Origin of the sequence: Streptomyces sp. NBC_01439 (genome assembly GCF_036227605.1) — a bacterium.
Taxonomy (GTDB): Bacteria; Actinomycetota; Actinomycetes; order Streptomycetales; family Streptomycetaceae; genus Streptomyces.
In genome coordinates this window covers 5,108,734-5,127,384 of record NZ_CP109487.1, presented here as the reverse complement: position 1 = coordinate 5,127,384, position 18,651 = coordinate 5,108,734, and the positions used below count along the sequence as shown (strand labels likewise).

Sequence of the window (18,651 nt, the reverse complement as noted above, 5' to 3'; positions counted from 1 at the left end):
CCGTTAAACCCCTACGGACGGTCTCTCCACGGAGAGCCCGCTCCGAACCATGAACGCGTGTCAGACTCTGGGGCCGTCGAGCCCCGTCACCGAGGGGGTCGAGCCATGGGGCGCGGCCGGGCAAAGGCCAAGCAGACGAAGGTCGCCCGCCAGCTGAAGTACAGCAGCGGCGGGACTGACCTCTCGCGTCTGGCCAACGAGCTGGGCGCATCGACCGTGGAACCGCTGCCTGTCAGCGAGCCGGTCGAGGTAGACGACGACGAGCTGGACGAGGACGACCCGTACGCTCGGTACGCGGACCTCTACAACACGGATGACGACGACGAGGACGAAGAGTCCGGACCGTCGTCACAGCGTCGCGGCGCTTGACGCCCTGAGGCGTCTGCACGACAGACAAAAAGACTGAAACCCGGTCCAGGGCATCGCCCCGGGCCGGGTTTCAGTGCTGCTCAGCTCGCGTAGGAACCGGTCATGGTCGCACCCTCGGCGTGGTCGCCGCGTTCCAGGATCTCTCCCGCGACCCACGCGTCGACACCCCGGTCGGCCAGCGCGGTCAGCGCCACGTCCACCGACTCCTGCGGAACGACGGCCATCATGCCGACACCCATGTTCAGGGTCTTCTCCAGCTCCAACTGCTCCACCTGACCGGCCTTGCCGACCAGGTCGAAGATGGCGCCGGGGGCCCAGGTCGAACGGTCGACCGTGGCGTGCAGGTGGTCCGGGATGACCCGGGCCAGGTTCGCCGCGAGGCCGCCGCCGGTGATGTGCGAGTAGGCGTGCACCTCGGCCGTACGGGTGAGGGCCATGCAGTCCAGCGAGTAGATCTTGGTGGGCTCCAGGAGCTCCTCGCCGAGGGTGCGGCCGAGCTCCTCCACGTGACCCTCCAGCGACATCTTGGCGCGCTCGAAGAGGACGTGACGGACGAGCGAGTACCCGTTCGAGTGAAGGCCGGACGAAGCCATCGCGATGACGGCGTCACCCGTACGGATGCGATCCGCACCGAGCAGGCGGTCGTACTCGACGACGCCCGTTCCGGCACCGGCCACGTCGAAGTCGTCCGGACCCAGCAGGCCGGGGTGCTCGGCGGTCTCGCCGCCCACCAGGGCGCAGCCGGCGAGGACACAGCCCTCGGCGATGCCCTTCACGATCGCCGCGACACGCTCGGGGTGCACCTTGCCGACGCAGATGTAGTCGGTCATGAAGAGCGGCTCGGCACCGCAGACGACGATGTCGTCCATGACCATCGCCACCAGGTCGTGGCCGATGGTGTCGTACACGCCGAGCTGGCGGGCGATGTCCACCTTGGTGCCGACGCCGTCGGTGGCCGAGGCGAGCAGCGGGCGCTCGTAGCGCTTGAGGGCGGAGGCGTCGAAGAGGCCGGCGAAGCCGCCGAGGCCGCCGAGGACCTCGGGGCGCTGCGTCTTCTTCACCCACTCCTTCATCAGCTCGACGGCGCGGTCGCCCGCTTCGATGTCCACGCCTGCGGCTGCGTAGCTGGCACCGGTGGTCTTCTCTGTCATGACAGGAGAGAGCTTTCGTGTCGTTACTGCGTGTGGTGCCGGGCCCTGGGAGAAGCCTCAAAGACAGGGCCCGGCGCAGGTTCAGCCAGGGCTACGGGCGGCGGAGCGCGTCGGCGGCGTCCGTGCCGCCCGCGAGCTCGGACTCCAGCAGCTGCTTGCCCAGGAGCTGCGGGTCGGGCAGCTCCATCGGGTACTCGCCGTCGAAGCAGGCACGGCAGAGGTTGGGCTTCTGGATGGTGGTCGCCTCGACCATCGCGTCGAGCGAAATGTACGAGAGCGAGTCCGCACCCAGGGAAGTGGCGATCTCGTCGACCGTCATGCCGTTGGCGATCAGCTCGGCCCGGGTGGCGAAGTCGATGCCGAAGAAGCACGGCCACTTCACCGGCGGCGAGGAGATCCGGATGTGGACCTCCGCCGCACCGGCCTCGCGGAGCATCTTGACCAGCGCGCGCTGGGTGTTGCCGCGGACGATCGAGTCGTCGACGACCACCAGGCGCTTGCCGCGGATGACTTCCTTGAGGGGGTTGAGCTTGAGCCGGATGCCGAGCTGGCGGATCGTCTGCGAGGGCTGGATGAAGGTCCGGCCCACGTAGGCGTTCTTGACCAGGCCGGATCCGTACGGGATCCCGCTGGCTTCGGCGTATCCGACGGCGGCGGGCGTGCCGGATTCCGGCGTCGCTATCACCAGATCGGCGTCGACCGGGGCTTCCTTGGCCAGGCGCCGACCCATCTCGACACGCGAGAGGTAGACGTTCCGGCCGGCGATGTCGGTGTCCGGGCGCGCCAGGTAGACGTACTCGAAGACACAGCCCTTGGGCTTCGCTTCCGCGAATCGAGAGGTGCGCAGACCGTTCTCGTCGATCGCGATGAGCTCGCCCGGCTCGACCTCGCGGACGAAGCTGGCGCCGCAGATGTCGAGGGCGGCGGTCTCGCTCGCGACCACCCAGCCGCGCTCCAGGCGGCCGAGGACCAGCGGGCGGATGCCCTGCGGGTCACGGGCGGTGTAGAGGGTCCCCTCGTCCATGAAGACGAGGGAGAAGGCGCCCTTGACCTGAGGCAGGACCTTGGCGGCCGACTCCTCGATGGTCAGGGGCTTGCCCTCGTCGTCGGTCTGACCGGCGAGCAGGGCGGTGACCAGGTCGGTGTCATTGGTGGCCGCCACCTGGGTGGCACGGCCGTCCTGACGGGGGAGGTCGGCGACCATCTCGGCAAGCTCGGCGGTGTTCACCAGGTTGCCGTTGTGACCCAGGGCAATGGAGCCGTGGGCGGTCGCGCGGAAGGTCGGCTGGGCGTTCTCCCAGACGGAGGCCCCGGTGGTCGAATAGCGGGCGTGACCGACCGCGATATGACCTTGGAGCGAGCCGAGAGAGGTTTCGTCGAAGACTTGGGAAACGAGGCCCATGTCCTTGAAGACGAGGATCTGGGAACCGTTGCTCACAGCGATTCCCGCGGACTCTTGTCCACGGTGCTGCAGGGCATACAGTCCGAAGTAGGTGAGCTTGGCGACCTCTTCACCCGGAGCCCAGACACCGAAGACGCCGCAAGCGTCCTGGGGGCCCTTTTCGCCGGGGAGCAGGTCGTGGTTGAGTCGTCCATCACCACGAGGCACGCTCCCGAGTGTAGGCGAGATCGACCACTGGTCCGAATTGGGGACGGCCGGGAAATGTCACAGCACAGAGGGTGACCGATCCATTCCGTCTCGGTATCCGGAATGCCCTTGTTGACAGGCGCATGGGCATTCGTACAGGCTCTCGCCCCATGCAGCCCCTCGGTGACCGTACCGTCACCCTCGTCGAGCGCCGGCACGTGGACCTTGTCCGTGTCGCGAGCGCCATCTGTCGCTGTTCTGCGTAGTCACACGCCGATTTCCGTTCTTTTCTTTTCCTGACCTCTGTCCGAAGCCCGCCCTGCCGTGCCGCGCGCCGTCCCGCGCCGCCCGGGGCGGGCCGTCGGGCCGTGCCTTGGAGTACCTGTGACCTCGTACGAACCCAACCTGTCCCGGCGCGCCTTCGGCGGTGCGGTCGGTGTGAGCGCTGCCGCGGCGGCGGTGGGGCTGGGCGCCTCCCCGGCCGCGGCCGCCCCGGCCGCCGGGGACGGCCGGAACCTGCCTCAGGAGCGGGAGTTCCGGGCCGGGCGGCCCCGGCCGTCCCGCCGGCCGAACATCCTGTTCGTCCTCGGCGACGACCTGGGCTGGGCCGACCTCTCCTCGTACGGCTCCCCGCACATCAAGACCCCGAACCTGGACCGACTCGCCCGCCAGGGCGTCCGGTTCACCGATGCCTACTCGGGCTCCGCGACCTGCTCGCCGACCCGGTTCAGCCTCTACACCGGGCGCTACCCGGGCCGGACGAAGGGCGGGCTGGCTGAGCCGATCGCCGACAAGTCGGTCGGCCTGGACCCCACGCACCCGACGCTGGCCTCGCTGCTGAAGTCCGCCGGCTACGCCACCGCGCTGATCGGCAAGTGGCACGCGGGCTACCTGCCCGACTACAGCCCGACCAGGTCCGGCTGGGACGAGTTCTTCGGAAACTTCGGCGGCGCCCTGGAGTACTACTCCAAGCTGGGCCTGGGCGGTGAGTACGACCTGTACGAGGGCGACGCCGAGTACAAGGACCTGCGCTACTACACCCGGATCATCACCGAGCGGGCGAGCGAGTACGTCTCGCGCGACCACCACGGCAAGCCGTGGCTGCTGAACCTCAACTTCACCACCCCGCACTGGCCGTGGATCGCCGACGGGGACACCGAGCAGAGCGCCGAGATCGTCCGCCGGATCAAGGCTGGCGACGGGCGCGCCCTGTGGCACCAGGACGGTGGCTCGATCGAGAAGTACAAGGAGATGGTCGAGGACCTCGACCGCTCGATCGGCGAGGTGCTGAAGGCCCTCAAGCGCTCCGGCCAGGAGGAGGACACCCTCGTCGTCTTCTCCAGCGACAACGGCGGCGAGCGCTTCTCGTACAACTGGCCGCTGTCCGGCAACAAGGCCTCCCTGCAGGAGGGCGGGATCCGCGTGCCCAACATCGCGCGCTGGCCCGCCCGGCTGGACGGCGGGCAGGTCAGCCACGTCCCGGTGTTCAGCCCGGACTGGACGGCGACGCTGTTGGAGGTCGCCGGGGCGCGCCCGCACCCCGCCCACCCGCTGGACGGGGTGAGCCTGGCCGGGTACCTGCTGCGCGGTGAGAAGGTCGCCGAGCGGGACCTGTTCTGGCGGGTTCGGGGCGAGCGGGCGCTGCGCCGCGGGGACTGGAAGTACTACCGCGGCAAGGCGGGCAAGGACCAACTGTTCAACCTGGCCGGGGACGTCCGCGAGCAGGCCGACAGGGCCGCCGTGGAGCCGGCCCGGCTGGCGCAGCTGCGGGCGGCCTGGGAGAAGGTGGACGCCGGGCTGCTGCCCTACCCGGGCTGACCGCCGCCGCCCCCGCCGCCCCCGCCGCCGCTGTCACTCGGCGGCGGAGGCCGCCTTCGCGGTCAGGCCCTTGCCGTCGGATGCGGTGAGGGTGAGGGTCCGGCCCTCGATCTTCGCGGTGAGCGGGCCGCTGCCGAACAGCTCGGTCAGTGTCCGCTCGACCTCGCCCACCGCTCCCTCGCAGGCCATCTTGGTCGAGGTCAGCGGCCCGAAGGTGATCGTGGAGCCCTCCACGGTGGCCTTCGCGCTGAACCGGTTGCAGCCCAGGATGCCGCTCACGGTGAAGTCCGGGGCGATCGTGAACCGTGCCTTCCCGGCCGCCTCGGTGGGCAGGGAGGCCGCGGTCCCGCCGCTGACCAGGGACTCCACGGTCCACTCGGTCGTGGTGAGCGGGGCGTCCGTGACCGCGGGCGCCGACGTCATGGCGATGGTGCTCCCGTCGGCGGTCTTCAGGGTGAGCCGGTCGGGTCCCCGGTCGATCGCCAACTTGCCCCGGAACAGATGGGCGAAGGCCGTCTCGAACTCCATGTCCGCGCAGGCCATGGTGGTCGAGTCGCCGGGTGTCACGGTCACCGCGGAGGAGCCGTCGAAGGCCGCCTGCGCGGTGAAGCCGTTGCAGCCGTAGTTGCCCTTGACCTGGTTCCGGCCGATGTCGAGGTGGGCGGACTCGGGCGCGTGCAGGGTACGGCCGCCCGTGGTCAGGGACTCGACGGCCCAGGAACCCACGGGATCGGGCAGCCGGACGCCGCGGCCGTCCTCGGACCGGCCGCAGCCGGCCAGGGCGAGCGCGAGGGCGAGGGCCAGGGCCGTGGAGGCGGGGACGTACCGGATTCCGGGCATGTCCCTGGGACGGAGCGGGCGGCGCGACGGTTCCACCGTGATCGCTCCCCTCAGCCCATCAGCGGGAGCAGCGCCGACAGATCGGCCCGCTCGCCACTGGCCCGTACGTGGGCCCCGTCGACGGCGGCGGCCCATCCCGTACGGCCGGTCGCGAGCCGGATCCAGGTCAGCGGGTCGGTCTCCACCACGTTCGGCGGGGTGCCGCGGGTGTGCCGCGGGCCCTCGATGCACTGGACCACCGCGAAGGGCGGGACGCGGACCTCGACGGAGCCGCCCGGTGCTTTGAGGGCGAGGGCGTCGGCGAGCAGCCGGGTGCAGGCGGCCAGGGCCTGCCGGTCGATCGGGACGTCCAGTCCGGCGGCCCGGTTCAGGTCGTCGGTGTGGACCACCAGTTCCACGGTCCGGGTGACCAGGAAATCGGCCAGGGTCATGTCCCCGATCCACAGGTCCAGCACGCGGTCGCCCGGATTCGCCGCGAGCGCCTGCGCCATCCGGGCGGCCGCCCGGTCGTACAGCTCGGGCAGCGGGGCCCCGGTCAGGGTCTCCCGGGCCGCTTCGGAGATCTTCCCGGCGAGGGAGGCGGTGGCGAAGGACCACTCGACCGCCGACAGCTCCGCGACGGCGGCCGGCGGGCGGGCCAGGACCCCCGCCAGTGAGTCGGCGATCCACGCGATGTGCCTTGCGAGTTCGGCCACGGTCCAGTCCCCGAGCCCGCTGGGCCGGGCCAGCTGCTCGGGTCCGAGGTCCGCCACGGCCCCGACGACGTGCGCGAACTGTGCGGTGACGGCCGCGCGGATCTTCGCGGGGTCGTACGTTCGGGTGCGGGTCCTGGATGCCATGCGGCGAGTCTGCCGGATCAGTCGCCGCCGCCGCAGCCGCCGCCGCAGCTGCTTCCACAACTGCTGCCGCAACTGCTGCTGCCGCAGCCGCTGGAGGAAGTCCCGCAGCCGGAGCCGACGGAACCGCCGGCGGCGGCCTTGGCCCGGCGCGCCGCCCGCTCCTCGCGGTCCTTCAGGACGTACGAGTGCCCGGACTCGCGCCACTGGCGAAGGGTGTGCCGGCGGCGCGGGTGCAGCGGTACGGCCAGCACGCTGGTGGTGATCTGGGTGTTGCCGTAGTACGCCGCGTACTCCAGGACGACCTCCGCGCCCTCGAAGGGCGCGCCGTACAGGACCGCCTCGAACGGCTCGCTGTAGTGGTTGATGTCGTGGTGCTCCGTGCGGAGCTTGTCCTCGGATCCGCCGAGCAGGGTCCGTACGCGGTCGACGGTGTTGTCGATGTGGTCGCGGAAGGCGATCAGGGGCTTCCCCGACCGGTCCCGGACGTCCGCGTACAGCCAGCTGTACGTAAGGGAGTCGGCCCGGATCCCGACCCGCAGGGCGGGTTGCGGTCCGGCGTGCAGGCGCCGGGCGGCCCGGCGGGCGCCGATGCCCCGGCCGAGCAGCGCCGTGGCGGGCACCAGCAGCAGGAGGGCCAGGACCTGTTGTCCCGTGGCGTCGTACGGGTGCTCCGGGTCCGCGCCGAGGTCCCGGGCCAGGGCCCACCACAGGAGGGCCGCCGCGGCGAGGCAGAGCCCGCCGCCGGTCAGGGTCATCGGCAGGCCGCGGCGGCGGTGGCGCCGGGGCAGTTCGTCGGGGAGTTCCCGGCGGCCGTCCCCGGCGGCGGCGAGCGCGAGGGCGCACTGCGCGCGGCGGGCCCGCAACCGCAGCAGCGCCCCCGTGAAGGCCGCGCTGCACAGGGCGACGACCAGCCAGGACCCGACCCGGCCCGGACCGTCCGACTCGGGCAGAGCGGCCAGCTCGAACAGCGTGTACCCGGCCAGCGCGGGAGCGGCCAGGACGGTCGCGGCCGGGATCATCCGGTACCAGAGGGGCAGGCCGACCAGCAGGACGGCGGCCGGGTACCCGTCCCAGGAGGTACCGGGGTCCTGCACCTGCGAATCGGTCCACCCCAGCAGGACGAGCGCGACGAGCACCGGCAGGACCAGCGCCCACGCGCCGAAGACCGGCCCGAAGACGGCCGGGACGGCCGCCTTCCGCCATCGCTCGGCGTCCTCGGTGCGCCAGACGGGCACGCCTCCGTCAGGTATCGCGGCTTCCGGCAGGTACTTCACCATGTCGCTCACGGCGTCAGCATGAGGGCGGGAACCCGCAGGTCAGAAGGGGTTCTCGGGCTACGGAATCGCTACGGCCGCTTCCCCGCGGGCCCCGACGTCGAAGCCCCGCACGGCACTCCGTGCGGGGCTTCGACAGGGCTGTCGCGGGGGATCAGGCCAGCAGCGCCGGGATGGTCGTCTCGTGGGCCTCGCGGAGCTCGGCCAGGGGGAGGGTGAACTCGCCCTGGATCTCGATCTCCTCGCCGTCCACCACACCGATGCGGGCGACCGGCAGGCCGCGCGCACCGCACATGTCGGTGAAGCGGAGCTCCTCGCTGCGCGGGACGGCCACGATGGCCCGGCCGGCGGACTCGGAGAACAGGAAGGTGAAGGCGTCCAGACCCTCGGGCACCACGATCCGGGCACCGTTGCCGCCGCGCAGGCAGGACTCGGTGAGCGCCTGGATCACGCCGCCGTCGGACAGGTCGTGCGCGGCGTCGATCATGCCGTCGCGCGAGGCGGAGATCAGGATCTCGGCGAGCAGCTTCTCGCGGCCCAGGTCCACCTTCGGCGGCATGCCGCCGAGGTGGTCGTGGACGACCTGGGACCAGGCCGAACCGCCGAACTCCTCGGCCGTGTCGCCCAGCAGGTACAGCAGCTGGCCGGCCTCCTTGAAGGCCATCGGCGTACGGCGGTTGACGTCGTCGATCACACCGAGGACCGCGACGACCGGGGTCGGGTGGATCGCGGTGTCGCCGGTCTGGTTGTACAGCGAGACGTTGCCACCGGTGACCGGGGTGCCCAGCTCCAGGCAGCCGTCCGCAAGCCCGCGGCAGGCCTCGGCGAACTGCCACATGACGTCCGGGTCCTCGGGGGAACCGAAGTTCAGGCAGTCGGAGATGGCCAGCGGCTTGGCGCCGGTCGCCGCCACGTTGCGGTACGACTCCGCCAGCGCCAACTGCGCGCCCGTGTACGGGTCGAGCTTGGCGAAGCGGCCGTTGCCGTCCGTGGCCATGGCGACGCCGAGGTTGGACTCCTCGTCGATGCGGACCATGCCGGCGTCCTCGGGCTGCGAGAGCACCGTGTTGCCCTGCACGAAGCGGTCGTACTGGTCGGTGACCCACGACTTGGACGCCTGGTTCGGGGACGAGACCAGGGCCAGGACCTGCGCGCGCAGCTCCTCGGAGGTCTGCGGCCGCGGCAGCTTGCCCGCGTCGTCCGCCTGGAGCGCGTCCTGCCAGGAGGGGCGCGCGTAGGGGCGGTTGTAGACGGGGCCCTCGTGGGCGACGGTGCCCGGGGGCACGTCCACGATCTGCTCGCCGTGCCAGAAGATCTCCAGGCGCTCGCCCTCGGTCACCTCACCGATGACGGTGGCGATGACGTCCCACTTCTCGCAGATCTCCATGAAGCGGTCGACGTGCTGCGGCTCGACGATCGCGCACATGCGCTCCTGCGACTCGCTCATGAGGATTTCCTCGGGCGAGAGCGTCGCGTCGCGCAGCGGCACGGTGTCCAGCTCGACCCGCATGCCGCCGGAGCCGGCGGAGGCGAGCTCGGAGGTCGCGCAGGAGAGCCCGGCGCCGCCGAGATCCTGGATGCCCGCGACCAGCTTCTCCTTGAAGATCTCCAGGGTGCACTCGATGAGGAGCTTCTCCTGGAAGGGGTCGCCGACCTGAACGGCGGGGCGCTTGGTGGGCTTGGTGTCGTCGAAGGTCTCGGACGCGAGGACCGAGACGCCGCCGATGCCGTCGCCGCCGGTGCGGGCGCCGTAGAGGATGACCTTGTTGCCGGGGCCGGAGGCCTTGGCGAGGTGGATGTCCTCGTGCTTCATCACACCGATGCAGCCGGCGTTGACCAGCGGGTTGCCCTGGTAGCAGGCGTCGAAGACGACCTCGCCGCCGATGTTGGGCAGGCCCAGGCAGTTGCCGTAGCCGCCGATGCCCGCGACGACGCCGGGCAGGACGCGCCGGGTGTCGGGGTGGTCGGCAGCGCCGAAGCGCAGCGGGTCCACGACCGCGACCGGGCGGGCGCCCATCGCGAGGATGTCGCGGACGATGCCGCCGATGCCGGTGGCCGCGCCCTGGTAGGGCTCGATGTACGACGGGTGGTTGTGCGACTCGACCTTGAAGGTGACCGCGTAGCCCTGGCCGACGTCGACGACGCCGGCGTTCTCGCCGATGCCGACGAGCATGGCGTCGTTCTGGGGGGCCTTCTCACCGAACTGCTTCAGGTGGACCTTGCTGCTCTTGTACGAGCAGTGCTCGGACCACATGACCGAGTACATGGCGAGCTCGGCGCCCGTGGGGCGGCGGCCGAGGATCTCCCGGATCCGGGCGTACTCGTCCTCTTTGAGGCCGAGTTCCTTCCAGGGCTGGGAAGCGTCCGGGGTTTCGGTGGCGTTCTTGACGGTGTCGAGGCTCATGCGCTGACCAGCTTCTTCAGGACCGAGGTGAAGAACGGGAGGCCGTCGGTGCGGCCCGTCCCGATCAGCGGCTCGACCGCGTGCTCGGGGTGCGGCATGAGGCCGACGATGTTGCCCGCGGCATTGGTGATGCCTGCGATGTCGCGCAGCGAACCGTTCGGGTTGCCGTCCAGGTAGCGGAAGGCCACTCGGCCTTCGGCCTCCAGTTCGTCGAGCGTGCGCTCGTCGGCGGTGTAACGGCCGTCCATGTTCTTGAGCGGTACGGAGATCTCCTGGCCGGCGGTGTAGTCGCCGGTCCACGCGGTCTCCGCGTTCTCCACCCGCAGCTTCTGGTCGCGGCAGATGAAGTGCAGGTGGTTGTTCCGGAGCATCGCCCCCGGCAGCAGGTGGGCCTCGGTGAGGACCTGGAAGCCGTTGCAGATGCCCAGGACGGGCATGCCGCCCTTGGCCTGCTCGATGATGGTCTCCATCACCGGCGAGAAGCGGGAGATGGCCCCGGCGCGCAGGTAGTCCCCGTAGGAGAAGCCGCCCGCGAGGACGACCGCGTCGACCTGGTGCAGGTCCTTGTCGCGGTGCCACAGCGAAACCGGCTCGGCCCCCGCGAGGCGGACGGCGCGCAGCGAGTCACGGTCGTCGAGCGTTCCGGGGAACGTGACGACTCCGATGCGAGTGGTCACCGTCAGGCCTCGACCTTCACGGTGAAGTCTTCGATGACGGTGTTGGCGAGGAACGTTTCGGCCATCTTGTGGATGCGGTCGAGGGCGGCCTGGTCGACCGGTCCCTCCACCTCGAGCTCGAAGCGCTTCCCCTGGCGGACGTCGGCGATCCCTTCGAATCCCAGGCGCGGCAGTGCACGCTGCACCGCCTGGCCCTGGGGGTCGAGGATCTCCGGCTTGAGCATGACGTCGACTACGACGCGTGCCATCGGGCACTCCCGTGTGTGGTTGGTGCGAAGGCGGTTCCATCAGCGTACCCGGCAGAAATTTCTACGCGGGTAGATATCCTCGGGCCGTGATCACCGGGGCGTTTCGGCTTCACCAACGCTTCGCAAAATCCGCCGGAAAACCATGCGCCCAGCATTGCGGCGGGACACGCGGAGAGAATTAACTGGGCTTCGCATTGCAATGGGAATCGCGGTACAAAGGAATCACTCCGGATTCCGGATGAAAGTTGCATTGCCCCGAAACATCCACACAGGCGACATCACCGCACGTCAGCAGGTGGTGACGTCGCACGAAGGGACCGATATCCGTGGCGCAGCGCGTAGTAGTCACGTTCTCCGACGACATCGATGGCGGAGAAGCGACGGAAACGGTCGTGTTCGCTCTGGACGGAAAGTCCTACGAGATCGACCTCAATGCGGCGAACGCAAAGAAACTGCGGAAGGGCCTCGCCCCCTTCGTGGCCGCCGGCCGTCGTCAGTCGCGCTCGGGGAAGGCCTTCAAGCACACCGCCGTCGCCCCGGACCCGGCGGTCGTCCGCGCCTGGGCCCGGTCGAACCAGTTCGAGGTGCCCCCGCGCGGGCGCATCCCGAAGGCGATCTACGAGGCCTACAACGAGGCCCACTGAGCGTCGATTTGCCATGCACCCCCATCTGTCGGCTAGTGTGTGGATCACGCCAAGGGGCCAGGCCGCAGGTCAAAGCCTCCGAGGTCGTGCGGGTGTAGTTCAGTAGCAGAACATCCCTCTTCCAGAGGGAAGGCGCAGTGTGCGATTCCTGTCACCCGCTCTGCATCACTTCCGGACCACTATTGTGGATCGGGTAGAGTGATGCACGCATCGCCTCACGGCAGTGCAATGCAGTGCATGCGGACGTAGCTCAGTTGGTAGAGCACCACCTTGCCAAGGTGGATGTCGCGCGTTCGAGTCGCGTCGTCCGCTCTGTATGTAGAAGGCCCTGATCATTGCGATCGGGGCCTTCTTCGTATTGCCCCGCCTCCGGCCACGGGCACCCTGACAAATGTCATCGCCGATCATGACAGCGCGCACTGCCGACCCGGTCCGGGCGCCGCGACGCTTGAGTCATGACTGACACCGTGATCGAAGCCCGGGACCTGCGCCGCGGCTACACCGGAGGGTTCGAGGCCGTACGGGGCGTCTCCTTCTCCGTGGCGCGGGGCGAGATCTTCGCCCTGCTCGGCACCAACGGCGCGGGCAAGACCTCCACCGTCGAGCTGCTGGAGGGACTGGCCGCGCCGAGCGGCGGGCAGGTCCGCGTCTTCGGCCTCGACCCCCTCACCCGGCGGGCCGAGGTCCGGCCGCGCACCGGGGTCATGCTCCAGGAGGGTGGCTTCCCCTCCGACCTGTCGGTCACCGAGACGGTACGGATGTGGGGCGGGGTCACCACCGGTGCCCGCCCGGCGGCCGAGGTGCTGGAGCTCGTCGGTCTGGCCGCACGGTCCTCCGTACGCGTGAAGCAACTGTCCGGTGGTGAGCGGCGGCGCCTCGACCTGGCGCTGGCCCTGCTCGGCCGGCCCGAGGTGCTCTTCCTGGACGAGCCCACCACCGGCATGGACCCCGAAGGGCGCCGGGACACCTGGGCCCTGGTGCGCGAGCTGCAGGAGCAGGGCACCACGGTGCTGCTGACCACGCACTACCTGGAAGAGGCCGAGGAGCTCGCGGACCGCCTCGCGATCCTCCACGAGGGCGAGCTGGTCCTGTCCGGCACTCCGGCCGAGGTGACCGCCACCCGGCCGGCCCGGATCCACTTCACCCTGCCCGACGGGGTGCCCGCCGCACGGCTGCCTCTCTCGTTGCGGGCGGCCGCCTCCGGGCAGCGCGTGGAGATCCGTACCGAAGGGCTCCAGGAGGACCTGACCGAACTGCTCGGCTGGGCCCGGGAGAACGGTGTGCAACTGGCCGGGCTCGACGCCCGGTCCGCCTCCCTGGAGGAGGCCTTCCTGGAGATCGCCCAGAACCGCCGGAGCGCCGGCGACCGCAGCGACGACGACACGATGGCGGGGACCCGATGAACACGCTCACCCTGAACGCCGGCCGGATCACCGCGCTCGGCCGCTCCGAACTCACCCTGCTGGTGCGCAACCGGGCCACGCTCGGCGTGGCCCTCCTGATGCCCCTGCTGATGGTGTTCATCCTGCGCTCGTCCCTCAGCGGCGTCGAAGGCGCCCAGGCCGTCGGCGAGGCCACCCTGACCGGCGGGATCGGCATGGTGCTGCTCCTCGTCGTCTACATGAACCTGGTCTCCGCCTACGTCGCCCGGCGCGAGGAGCTCGTCCTCAAGCGGCTGCGCACCGGCGAGGCCCGGGACCTGGAGATCCTGGCCGGGACCGCGCTGCCCGCCGTCTGCCTGGCCCTCGGCCAGATAGCCGTCCTCGCGGTCGCCGGGGCGGTCGCCCTGGACGTGCGGATGCCGCAGAACCCGCTGCTGCTCGTGGCCGCCGTCCTCGCCGGCCTCCTGCTGCTCGCCGCGCTGTCCGCGGTGACCAGCTCCTTCACCCGCACCGTGGAGACCGCGGGGCTCACCACGCTGCCGCTGTTCCTGGCGACCGTGCTCGGCTCGGGGCTGTTCACGCCGACGGACTCGCTGCCCGACCTGGCGGCCTCCCTGTGCGAACTGCTGCCGCTGAGCGGCGTGATGACCCTCGTACGGGCCGGCTGGAGCGGTGGCGCGGAGGGCGGGGACCTGCTGGGGGCCGGGCTGAACACGCTGGCCTGGATCGTGATCAGCGTGTTTGCTGTCCAGCGGTGGTTCCGCTGGGAACCGCGTCGCTAGAACGAGTCGGGGGACGGGAACCGTGTCGAAGCTGACCGGGTGGTGGAAGAACCGCAGCAGCGCGGGAAAGGTCGAGCTGTACACGCGGTGGTCGTTCCACCTGTTCGTGCTCATCGAGATCTCGTCGTTCGGAATGCCGGCGCTGGGCTCCGCCGTCGAGAACTCCTCCGACCGGGCGCTGCCCTTCTCGCTCTTCCTGATGCTGTGCGCCCACTCGGTGCTGTGCGGGGTGCTCTCGTCCAAGGCGCTCACCTGGGTGGTGGGGCGGCGCGAACGCCCCACCCGGCTGGCGGTGACCACGGCCTCCCTGACGGGCGCGGCCGTCCTGGGGATCCTCGCCCTGAAGGCGGTCGGGAAGATCGACGAGCCGGCGTTGGCCCCGATGCTGGTGTTGGGGCTCACCTGCTTCACCGCCGGATCTCTGGTGCTCTGCATGCGATCGGTGCGGAGCATGCGGTACGTCGCCCCGGTCGCGGCGACCGGCACGGGGGTGACCGCGCTCGCCCTGGGCCTGCCGGCCGCACACGCCCTGGGGTACTTCGTCGGGGTGCTGATGTGCTGCCTGTTCTTCAGCGCCACCAGCGGGTTCTCGGGCTGGCTGCTGAGGACCGTCTACGAGCTGGACCGCTCCCGCGAGGTCCAGGCGCGGCTGGCGGTGGCCGAGGAGCGGCTGCGCTTCGGTCGCGACCTGCACGACGTGATGGGCCGCAACCTGGCCGTGATCGCCCTCAAGAGCGAGCTGGCCGTCCAACTGGCCCGGCGCGGACGCCCCGAGGCGGTGGAGCAGATGATCGAGGTCCAGCGGATCGCCCGGGAGTCCCAGCGGGAAGTACGGGACGTGGTGCGCGGCTACCGGGAGGCGGACCTCTCGGTGGAGCTGGAAGGTGCGCGCGGGGTGCTGAGCGCGGCCGGAATGGACTGCCGGGTCGACTTCCGGCCCGACCGGGAGCTGCCCTCCGAAGTCCAGTCGGCGCTCGGCTGGGTGGTCCGCGAGGCCACGACGAACGTGCTGCGGCACGGGGACGCACAGCGCTGCCGGATCCGGCTGACGGCTCCGGAGAGCGGACCCGTGACGCTGGTGGTGGAGAACGACGGCGCGCCGGAGGCCCCTGCCGGGCCGCCCGGCTCGGGACTGGCCGGGCTGCGGGAACGGCTCGCCGTGCTGGAAGGGACGCTGGAGGCGGGGCTGGTCGGCGACGGCCGGTTCCGGCTGCGGGCGGAGATACCGGGCCCACGGCTCGAAGGACTGGAGGTGCGGGCGTGAGCCCCGTACGCGTACTGCTCGCCGACGACGAGCACTTGATCCGTGGGGCGCTGGCCGCGCTCCTCGCGCTGGAGGACGACCTGCTGGTCGTCGCGGAGGCGGCGTCCGGCCCCGAAGCGCTGGCGATGGCGCGGGCGCACCGCCCGGACGTGGCGGTGCTGGACCTGCAGATGCCGGGGGCGGACGGTGTGAGTGTCGCCACATCCCTGCGGGCCGAGCTCCCCGACTGCAAGACGATGATCGTGACCAGTCACGGGCGCCCCGGACACCTGAAGCGGGCCCTGGCGGCGGGGGTGCGGGCCTTCGCCCCGAAGACGGTCTCGGCGCAGCGGCTGGCCGAACTGATCCGGACCGTGCACGCCGGAGGCCGTTACGTGGACCCGGAATTGGCGGCCGACGCGATCAGCGCCGGTGACTCCCCGCTGACCGCCCGGGAGGCCGAAGTGCTGGAGCTGGCGGGGGACGGGGCGCCGATCGCGGAGATCGCGGAGCGGGCCTCGCTCTCACAGGGGACCGTCCGCAACTACCTGTCCTCGGCGGCCACGAAGCTGGGTGCCGAGAACCGGCACACGGCAGTGCGTCTCGCGAGGGAGCGGGGTTGGGTATAGTAGGTCTCGCCTTACGGCGCTTGCGGACATAGCTCAGTTGGTAGAGCACCACCTTGCCAAGGTGGATGTCGCGCGTTCGAGTCGCGTTGTCCGCTCTGTAAGGAAGAAGCCCCGGTCCTCGGACCGGGGCTTCTTCGTTTCCCTACGACCAGTCCAGGCCGGTCAGGCGCTCGTACGCCTCGATGTACTTCGCGCGGGTCTGCGCGACGACCTGCGTCGGGAGGGCCGGCGGCGGCAGTTCGCCCTTCGGGTCCCAGCCGGAGGCCGCGGAGGCCAGCCAGTCGCGGACGTACTGCTTGTCGAAGGAAGGCTGCGAACGGCCCGGCTCCCACTGATCGGCCGGCCAGAAGCGGGAGGAATCCGGGGTCAGCACCTCGTCCGCGGCGACCAGGGTGCCGTCCTTCGGGTCGAAACCGAACTCGAACTTGGTGTCGGCCAGGATGATCCCGCGCTCGCGGGCGATGTCCCGGGCGCGGCCGTACACGGCGAGGGTGGTCTGGCGCAGCAGCGCGGCCGTCTCGGCGCCGGTGGTGCGCGCGACCTCCTCGTAGGAGACGTTCTCGTCGTGCTCGCCGACCTCGGCCTTGGCGGCCGGGGTGAAGATCGGACCGGGCAGCTCGGAGCCGTCCACGAGGCCCTCGGGGAGGCCGAGGCCGCACACCGTACGGGTCTGCTTGTACTCGGCGAGACCCGAACCGGTGAGGTAGCCGCGGGCCACGCACTCGACCGGGACCATGTCGAGGTTCTTGCAGATCAGGGTGCGGCCGGTCCAGTCGGCGGGAGCGCCGGCGGGCAGGTCGGTGGAGATGACGTGGTTCGGGACGAGGTCCGCGAGCTGGTCGAACCACCACAGGGAGAGCTGCGTCAGGACGCGGCCCTTGTCCGGGATCTCCGTGGGCAGCACCCAGTCGAAGGCGGACATGCGGTCGCTGGCGACCATGACGAGGCGGCCGTCCTCGTCACGGTAGAGGTCGCGCACCTTGCCGGTGTGGAGGTGGACGAGGCCCGAAACCTGAACCGGCTCGGGCTTTTCGACGAATCCGGACACGGGGTCTCCCTGTAGATCTGTATGAAGCGCACCCCGATTCTCCCGCACCGGGCCCGCTCCGGCGGACGGGGGTGGTCCGGCCCCAGTTCCCGCCCCAGGCCCACGGCGGGTCCGCGGCGGGTCCGGCGTGGGTCCGCGGCGGGTCCCGCGGCGGGTCAGTCGTGCTTGCAAATCCGGTCGAGGAGATTGGCCGTGGCCCGCTGCACGCGCTCGTCCACGTGGCCGGGGCGATCGAGGGCCGGGGACCAGGCGAACGTGCCGGAGGCGAAGACCAGCGCGCCGCTGGGCGCCCGATAGAGGGAGGTCTCCTGGTGCCGGCGGTGGCCCTCGCTGTCGAGGTACGGAGAGTGCGCCAGCAGGATCCGGTCCTGGTGCTCGGGGAGCTGGGTGCGCGGGAAATAGCGGTCGGCCTCACCCGCGACCAGGCCGGGCAGCTCGTCGTTCTCGCCCGCGCCGGTGGAGTCCCAGAGCCAGTGGGTGGCGTTGCGCACGATCAGCGGCGCGGGTTCGGGGACCCGGCCCGCGTACTGGATGCCGAGCAGCTGCTGCTCCGGTCGGTCGACCTCGCGCCACAGGCTGGGGCGGCCCGGTCCGCGCCGTTTTCGACAGGTGAGGAGCCGGTCGGCGACCCCGGAGGGCGACGGGCCGAGCTCGACCTGCCAGTACATGGTGTTGGCGGAGAGGAAGACGAGCGAGGTGCCGTGCCGGCGGGCACGCTCGACGGTGCGGCGCATGGGGGCCGACCAGTACTCGTCGTGGCCGGGGAAGACCAGGCCGCGGTAGCGGGTGGGGTCGACGCGGCCGGCGTGCAGGTCACGGGTGTCGGCGTAGGCGATGTCGTAGCCGTAGCGCTCGGCCCAGCGGATGAAGTCGTAGGCGTGGCCGACGTGCAGGGGCAGGCCCGCACCCGCGTAGGGGCGGTCGAAGGAGACGGTGACGGCGGCGTCCTGCTCACCCAGCAACCGGCCCTCCTCGTCCCAGGCGTGGTAGAGGCTGGCGCCGCTGCGACCGTCCTCCGGATAGAGGTTGTAGGCCTGCCAGGTGATGTCGGGGAGTAGGAGCAGGAGGTCGGCGGGGTGGTCGTCGCGGACCGTGAAGGGGATGTGGGAGCGGTAGCCGTCGGCGGTGGTGAGGACGGCGACGTACGCGCCGACGCTCCAGTAGGAGGGCACCTGGAGGCGCCAGGACAACCACCAGTGGTGGCAGGAGACGGTGCGGTCGGCGGCGAGCGGGGCCGGCTGGACGATGCCGGAGAGCCGGGGGCTCGTGGTGATCTTGGAGGCTCCGTCGCCGCCGTAGTGGCCGATCCGGTAGACGTCGACGGAGAACTGCTGGGGCGGGTCGACGGTGATGTGGAAGTCGATGGCCTCGCCGGGAGCCACACCGCCGGTGGAGGCGAAGCCCTTGATCTGGCGGTGCACGTCGTCGGCGGTGCGGGGACCGCCGTTGCCGCGGGCGCGCGGGATCTGGCCGGTTCCGGCGGCCGCGGCGGCCGGGTCCACGTACCAGGGCACGACCTGGCCGGTGTCGTCGAAGTAGAGCTCACTGCCCCGGAACCAGGGCAGGGGGCCCTGCCCGAAGGGGTCGGACACCGCGTGCGCGAGCGCACCTGACTCCCAACGACGGATCTGGTCCGCACCCATGACCGCTCCCCTCCCTCGATCCCCCCAACGGGCGTACATCGCCTCGGTGCACGGCTCCTGGCTGAGCCGAGG

18 protein-coding genes and 3 tRNA genes are annotated in these 18,651 nt (G+C 70.8%); 11 read left to right on the top strand and 10 right to left on the bottom strand.

All coding sequences use genetic code 11. The features are described 5' to 3' along the window. Positions 1–105: 105 nt before the first annotated feature. The gene (locus OG207_RS23050; RefSeq protein WP_150261950.1) at positions 106–369 is read left to right on the top strand and encodes a DUF3073 domain-containing protein; all 264 of its coding nucleotides are present in this window, start codon (positions 106–108) and stop codon (positions 367–369) included. Between the two features lie 80 nt (positions 370–449). Here OG207_RS23050 and purM read toward each other — a convergent pair whose 3' ends face one another. Beyond that, entirely contained in the window at positions 450–1,520 is a 1,071-nt protein-coding gene (purM, locus tag OG207_RS23045) for a phosphoribosylformylglycinamidine cyclo-ligase (RefSeq protein WP_329100396.1), read from the bottom strand. 91 nt (positions 1,521–1,611) lie between these two features. Continuing rightward, on the bottom strand, positions 1,612–3,129 hold the full coding sequence (gene purF / locus OG207_RS23040; RefSeq protein ID WP_030009390.1) for an amidophosphoribosyltransferase: 1,518 nt from the start codon (positions 3,127–3,129) through the stop codon (positions 1,612–1,614). A 122-nt stretch (positions 3,130–3,251) separates the two neighbouring features. Here purF and OG207_RS44090 point away from each other — a divergent pair, with 122 nt between their 5' ends. Next, positions 3,252–3,374, top strand: a complete 123-nt coding sequence (locus OG207_RS44090) for a putative leader peptide (RefSeq protein ID WP_351150916.1) — start codon at positions 3,252–3,254, stop codon at positions 3,372–3,374. Positions 3,375–3,492: 118 nt separating this feature from the next. Then, complete coding sequence (locus tag OG207_RS23035) at positions 3,493–4,926, top strand: sulfatase family protein (protein WP_329100393.1); 1,434 nt, start codon at positions 3,493–3,495, stop codon at positions 4,924–4,926. Between the two features lie 33 nt (positions 4,927–4,959). Here the strand turns inward: OG207_RS23035 and OG207_RS23030 are convergent, their stop codons facing one another. The 6 genes from OG207_RS23030 to purS form a co-directional block, all read right to left on the bottom strand. Next, a complete protein-coding gene (locus OG207_RS23030) occupies positions 4,960–5,766 on the bottom strand; it encodes an META domain-containing protein (protein WP_329100391.1) in 807 nt (268 codons plus the stop codon). 50 nt (positions 5,767–5,816) lie between these two features. Further along, positions 5,817–6,605: a maleylpyruvate isomerase family mycothiol-dependent enzyme gene (locus tag OG207_RS23025; protein WP_329100389.1), complete on the bottom strand. Its 789-nt coding sequence runs from the start codon at positions 6,603–6,605 to the stop codon at positions 5,817–5,819. Positions 6,606–6,622: 17 nt separating this feature from the next. Continuing rightward, the gene (locus tag OG207_RS23020) at positions 6,623–7,891 is read right to left on the bottom strand and encodes a hypothetical protein (protein ID WP_329100386.1); all 1,269 of its coding nucleotides are present in this window, start codon (positions 7,889–7,891) and stop codon (positions 6,623–6,625) included. Between the two features lie 142 nt (positions 7,892–8,033). Continuing rightward, positions 8,034–10,283, bottom strand: coding sequence for a phosphoribosylformylglycinamidine synthase subunit PurL (purL, locus tag OG207_RS23015; RefSeq protein WP_329100384.1), 2,250 nt, complete (start codon positions 10,281–10,283; stop codon positions 8,034–8,036). Further along, positions 10,280–10,960 carry a phosphoribosylformylglycinamidine synthase subunit PurQ gene (gene purQ / locus OG207_RS23010; protein WP_266594917.1) on the bottom strand — a complete coding sequence of 227 codons (681 nt, stop codon included), beginning with the start codon at positions 10,958–10,960 and terminating at the stop codon, positions 10,280–10,282. Before purQ ends, purL begins: the two co-directional genes overlap by 4 nt. Before the next feature lie 2 nt (positions 10,961–10,962). Beyond that, on the bottom strand, positions 10,963–11,208 hold the full coding sequence (purS, locus tag OG207_RS23005) for a phosphoribosylformylglycinamidine synthase subunit PurS (protein ID WP_030009438.1): 246 nt from the start codon (positions 11,206–11,208) through the stop codon (positions 10,963–10,965). 326 nt (positions 11,209–11,534) lie between these two features. Here purS and OG207_RS23000 point away from each other — a divergent pair, with 326 nt between their 5' ends. The 8 genes from OG207_RS23000 to OG207_RS22965 all read left to right on the top strand — a co-directional run bounded on the left by OG207_RS23000 (position 11,535) and on the right by OG207_RS22965 (position 15,983). Continuing rightward, a complete protein-coding gene (locus OG207_RS23000) occupies positions 11,535–11,852 on the top strand; it encodes a histone-like nucleoid-structuring protein Lsr2 (protein WP_329100382.1) in 318 nt (105 codons plus the stop codon). A gap of 88 nt (positions 11,853–11,940) precedes the next feature. Beyond that, positions 11,941–12,012: transfer RNA gene (locus OG207_RS22995), tRNA-Gly, on the top strand. Between the two features lie 79 nt (positions 12,013–12,091). Further along, positions 12,092–12,164, top strand: a tRNA-Gly gene (locus OG207_RS22990). A 143-nt stretch (positions 12,165–12,307) separates the two neighbouring features. Further along, positions 12,308–13,255, top strand: a complete 948-nt coding sequence (locus OG207_RS22985) for an ABC transporter ATP-binding protein (RefSeq protein ID WP_329100380.1) — start codon at positions 12,308–12,310, stop codon at positions 13,253–13,255. Next, complete coding sequence (locus tag OG207_RS22980; protein ID WP_329100378.1) at positions 13,252–14,016, top strand: ABC transporter permease; 765 nt, start codon at positions 13,252–13,254, stop codon at positions 14,014–14,016. Before OG207_RS22985 ends, OG207_RS22980 begins: the two co-directional genes overlap by 4 nt. 22 nt (positions 14,017–14,038) lie before the next feature. Beyond that, positions 14,039–15,280, top strand: a complete 1,242-nt coding sequence (locus tag OG207_RS22975) for a sensor histidine kinase (RefSeq protein WP_329100376.1) — start codon at positions 14,039–14,041, stop codon at positions 15,278–15,280. Next, positions 15,277–15,888 carry a response regulator transcription factor gene (locus OG207_RS22970; protein WP_327384496.1) on the top strand — a complete coding sequence of 204 codons (612 nt, stop codon included), beginning with the start codon at positions 15,277–15,279 and terminating at the stop codon, positions 15,886–15,888. The genes OG207_RS22975 and OG207_RS22970 overlap by 4 nt, the downstream gene beginning before the upstream one ends. Positions 15,889–15,910: 22 nt before the next feature. Next, positions 15,911–15,983: transfer RNA gene (locus OG207_RS22965), tRNA-Gly, on the top strand. Positions 15,984–16,030: 47 nt separating this feature from the next. On the opposite strand, the gene OG207_RS22960 is transcribed toward OG207_RS22965, so the two are convergent. Then, entirely contained in the window at positions 16,031–16,936 is a 906-nt protein-coding gene (locus OG207_RS22960; protein WP_329100374.1) for a phosphoribosylaminoimidazolesuccinocarboxamide synthase, read from the bottom strand. A gap of 155 nt (positions 16,937–17,091) precedes the next feature. Next, positions 17,092–18,579 (bottom strand): N,N-dimethylformamidase beta subunit family domain-containing protein, encoded by a 1,488-nt coding sequence (locus tag OG207_RS22955; protein ID WP_266594910.1) that lies wholly within the window; start codon positions 18,577–18,579, stop codon positions 17,092–17,094. Positions 18,580–18,651 lie beyond the last annotated feature (72 nt).

Coding starts and splice junctions, on each gene's coding strand:
- OG207_RS44090 (WP_351150916.1), top strand. CDS start 3,252: ATGGGCATTCGTACAGGCTCTCGCCCCATGCAGCCCCTCGGTGACCGT.
- purS (WP_030009438.1), bottom strand. CDS start 11,208: ATGGCACGCGTCGTAGTCGACGTCATGCTCAAGCCGGAGATCCTCGAC.
- OG207_RS23030 (WP_329100391.1), bottom strand. CDS start 5,766: ATGCCCGGAATCCGGTACGTCCCCGCCTCCACGGCCCTGGCCCTCGCC.
- purM (WP_329100396.1), bottom strand. CDS start 1,520: ATGACAGAGAAGACCACCGGTGCCAGCTACGCAGCCGCAGGCGTGGAC.
- OG207_RS22980 (WP_329100378.1), top strand. CDS start 13,252: ATGAACACGCTCACCCTGAACGCCGGCCGGATCACCGCGCTCGGCCGC.
- OG207_RS22985 (WP_329100380.1), top strand. CDS start 12,308: ATGACTGACACCGTGATCGAAGCCCGGGACCTGCGCCGCGGCTACACC.
- OG207_RS23050 (WP_150261950.1), top strand. CDS start 106: ATGGGGCGCGGCCGGGCAAAGGCCAAGCAGACGAAGGTCGCCCGCCAG.
- OG207_RS22955 (WP_266594910.1), bottom strand. CDS start 18,579: ATGGGTGCGGACCAGATCCGTCGTTGGGAGTCAGGTGCGCTCGCGCAC.
- OG207_RS23025 (WP_329100389.1), bottom strand. CDS start 6,605: ATGGCATCCAGGACCCGCACCCGAACGTACGACCCCGCGAAGATCCGC.
- purL (WP_329100384.1), bottom strand. CDS start 10,283: ATGAGCCTCGACACCGTCAAGAACGCCACCGAAACCCCGGACGCTTCC.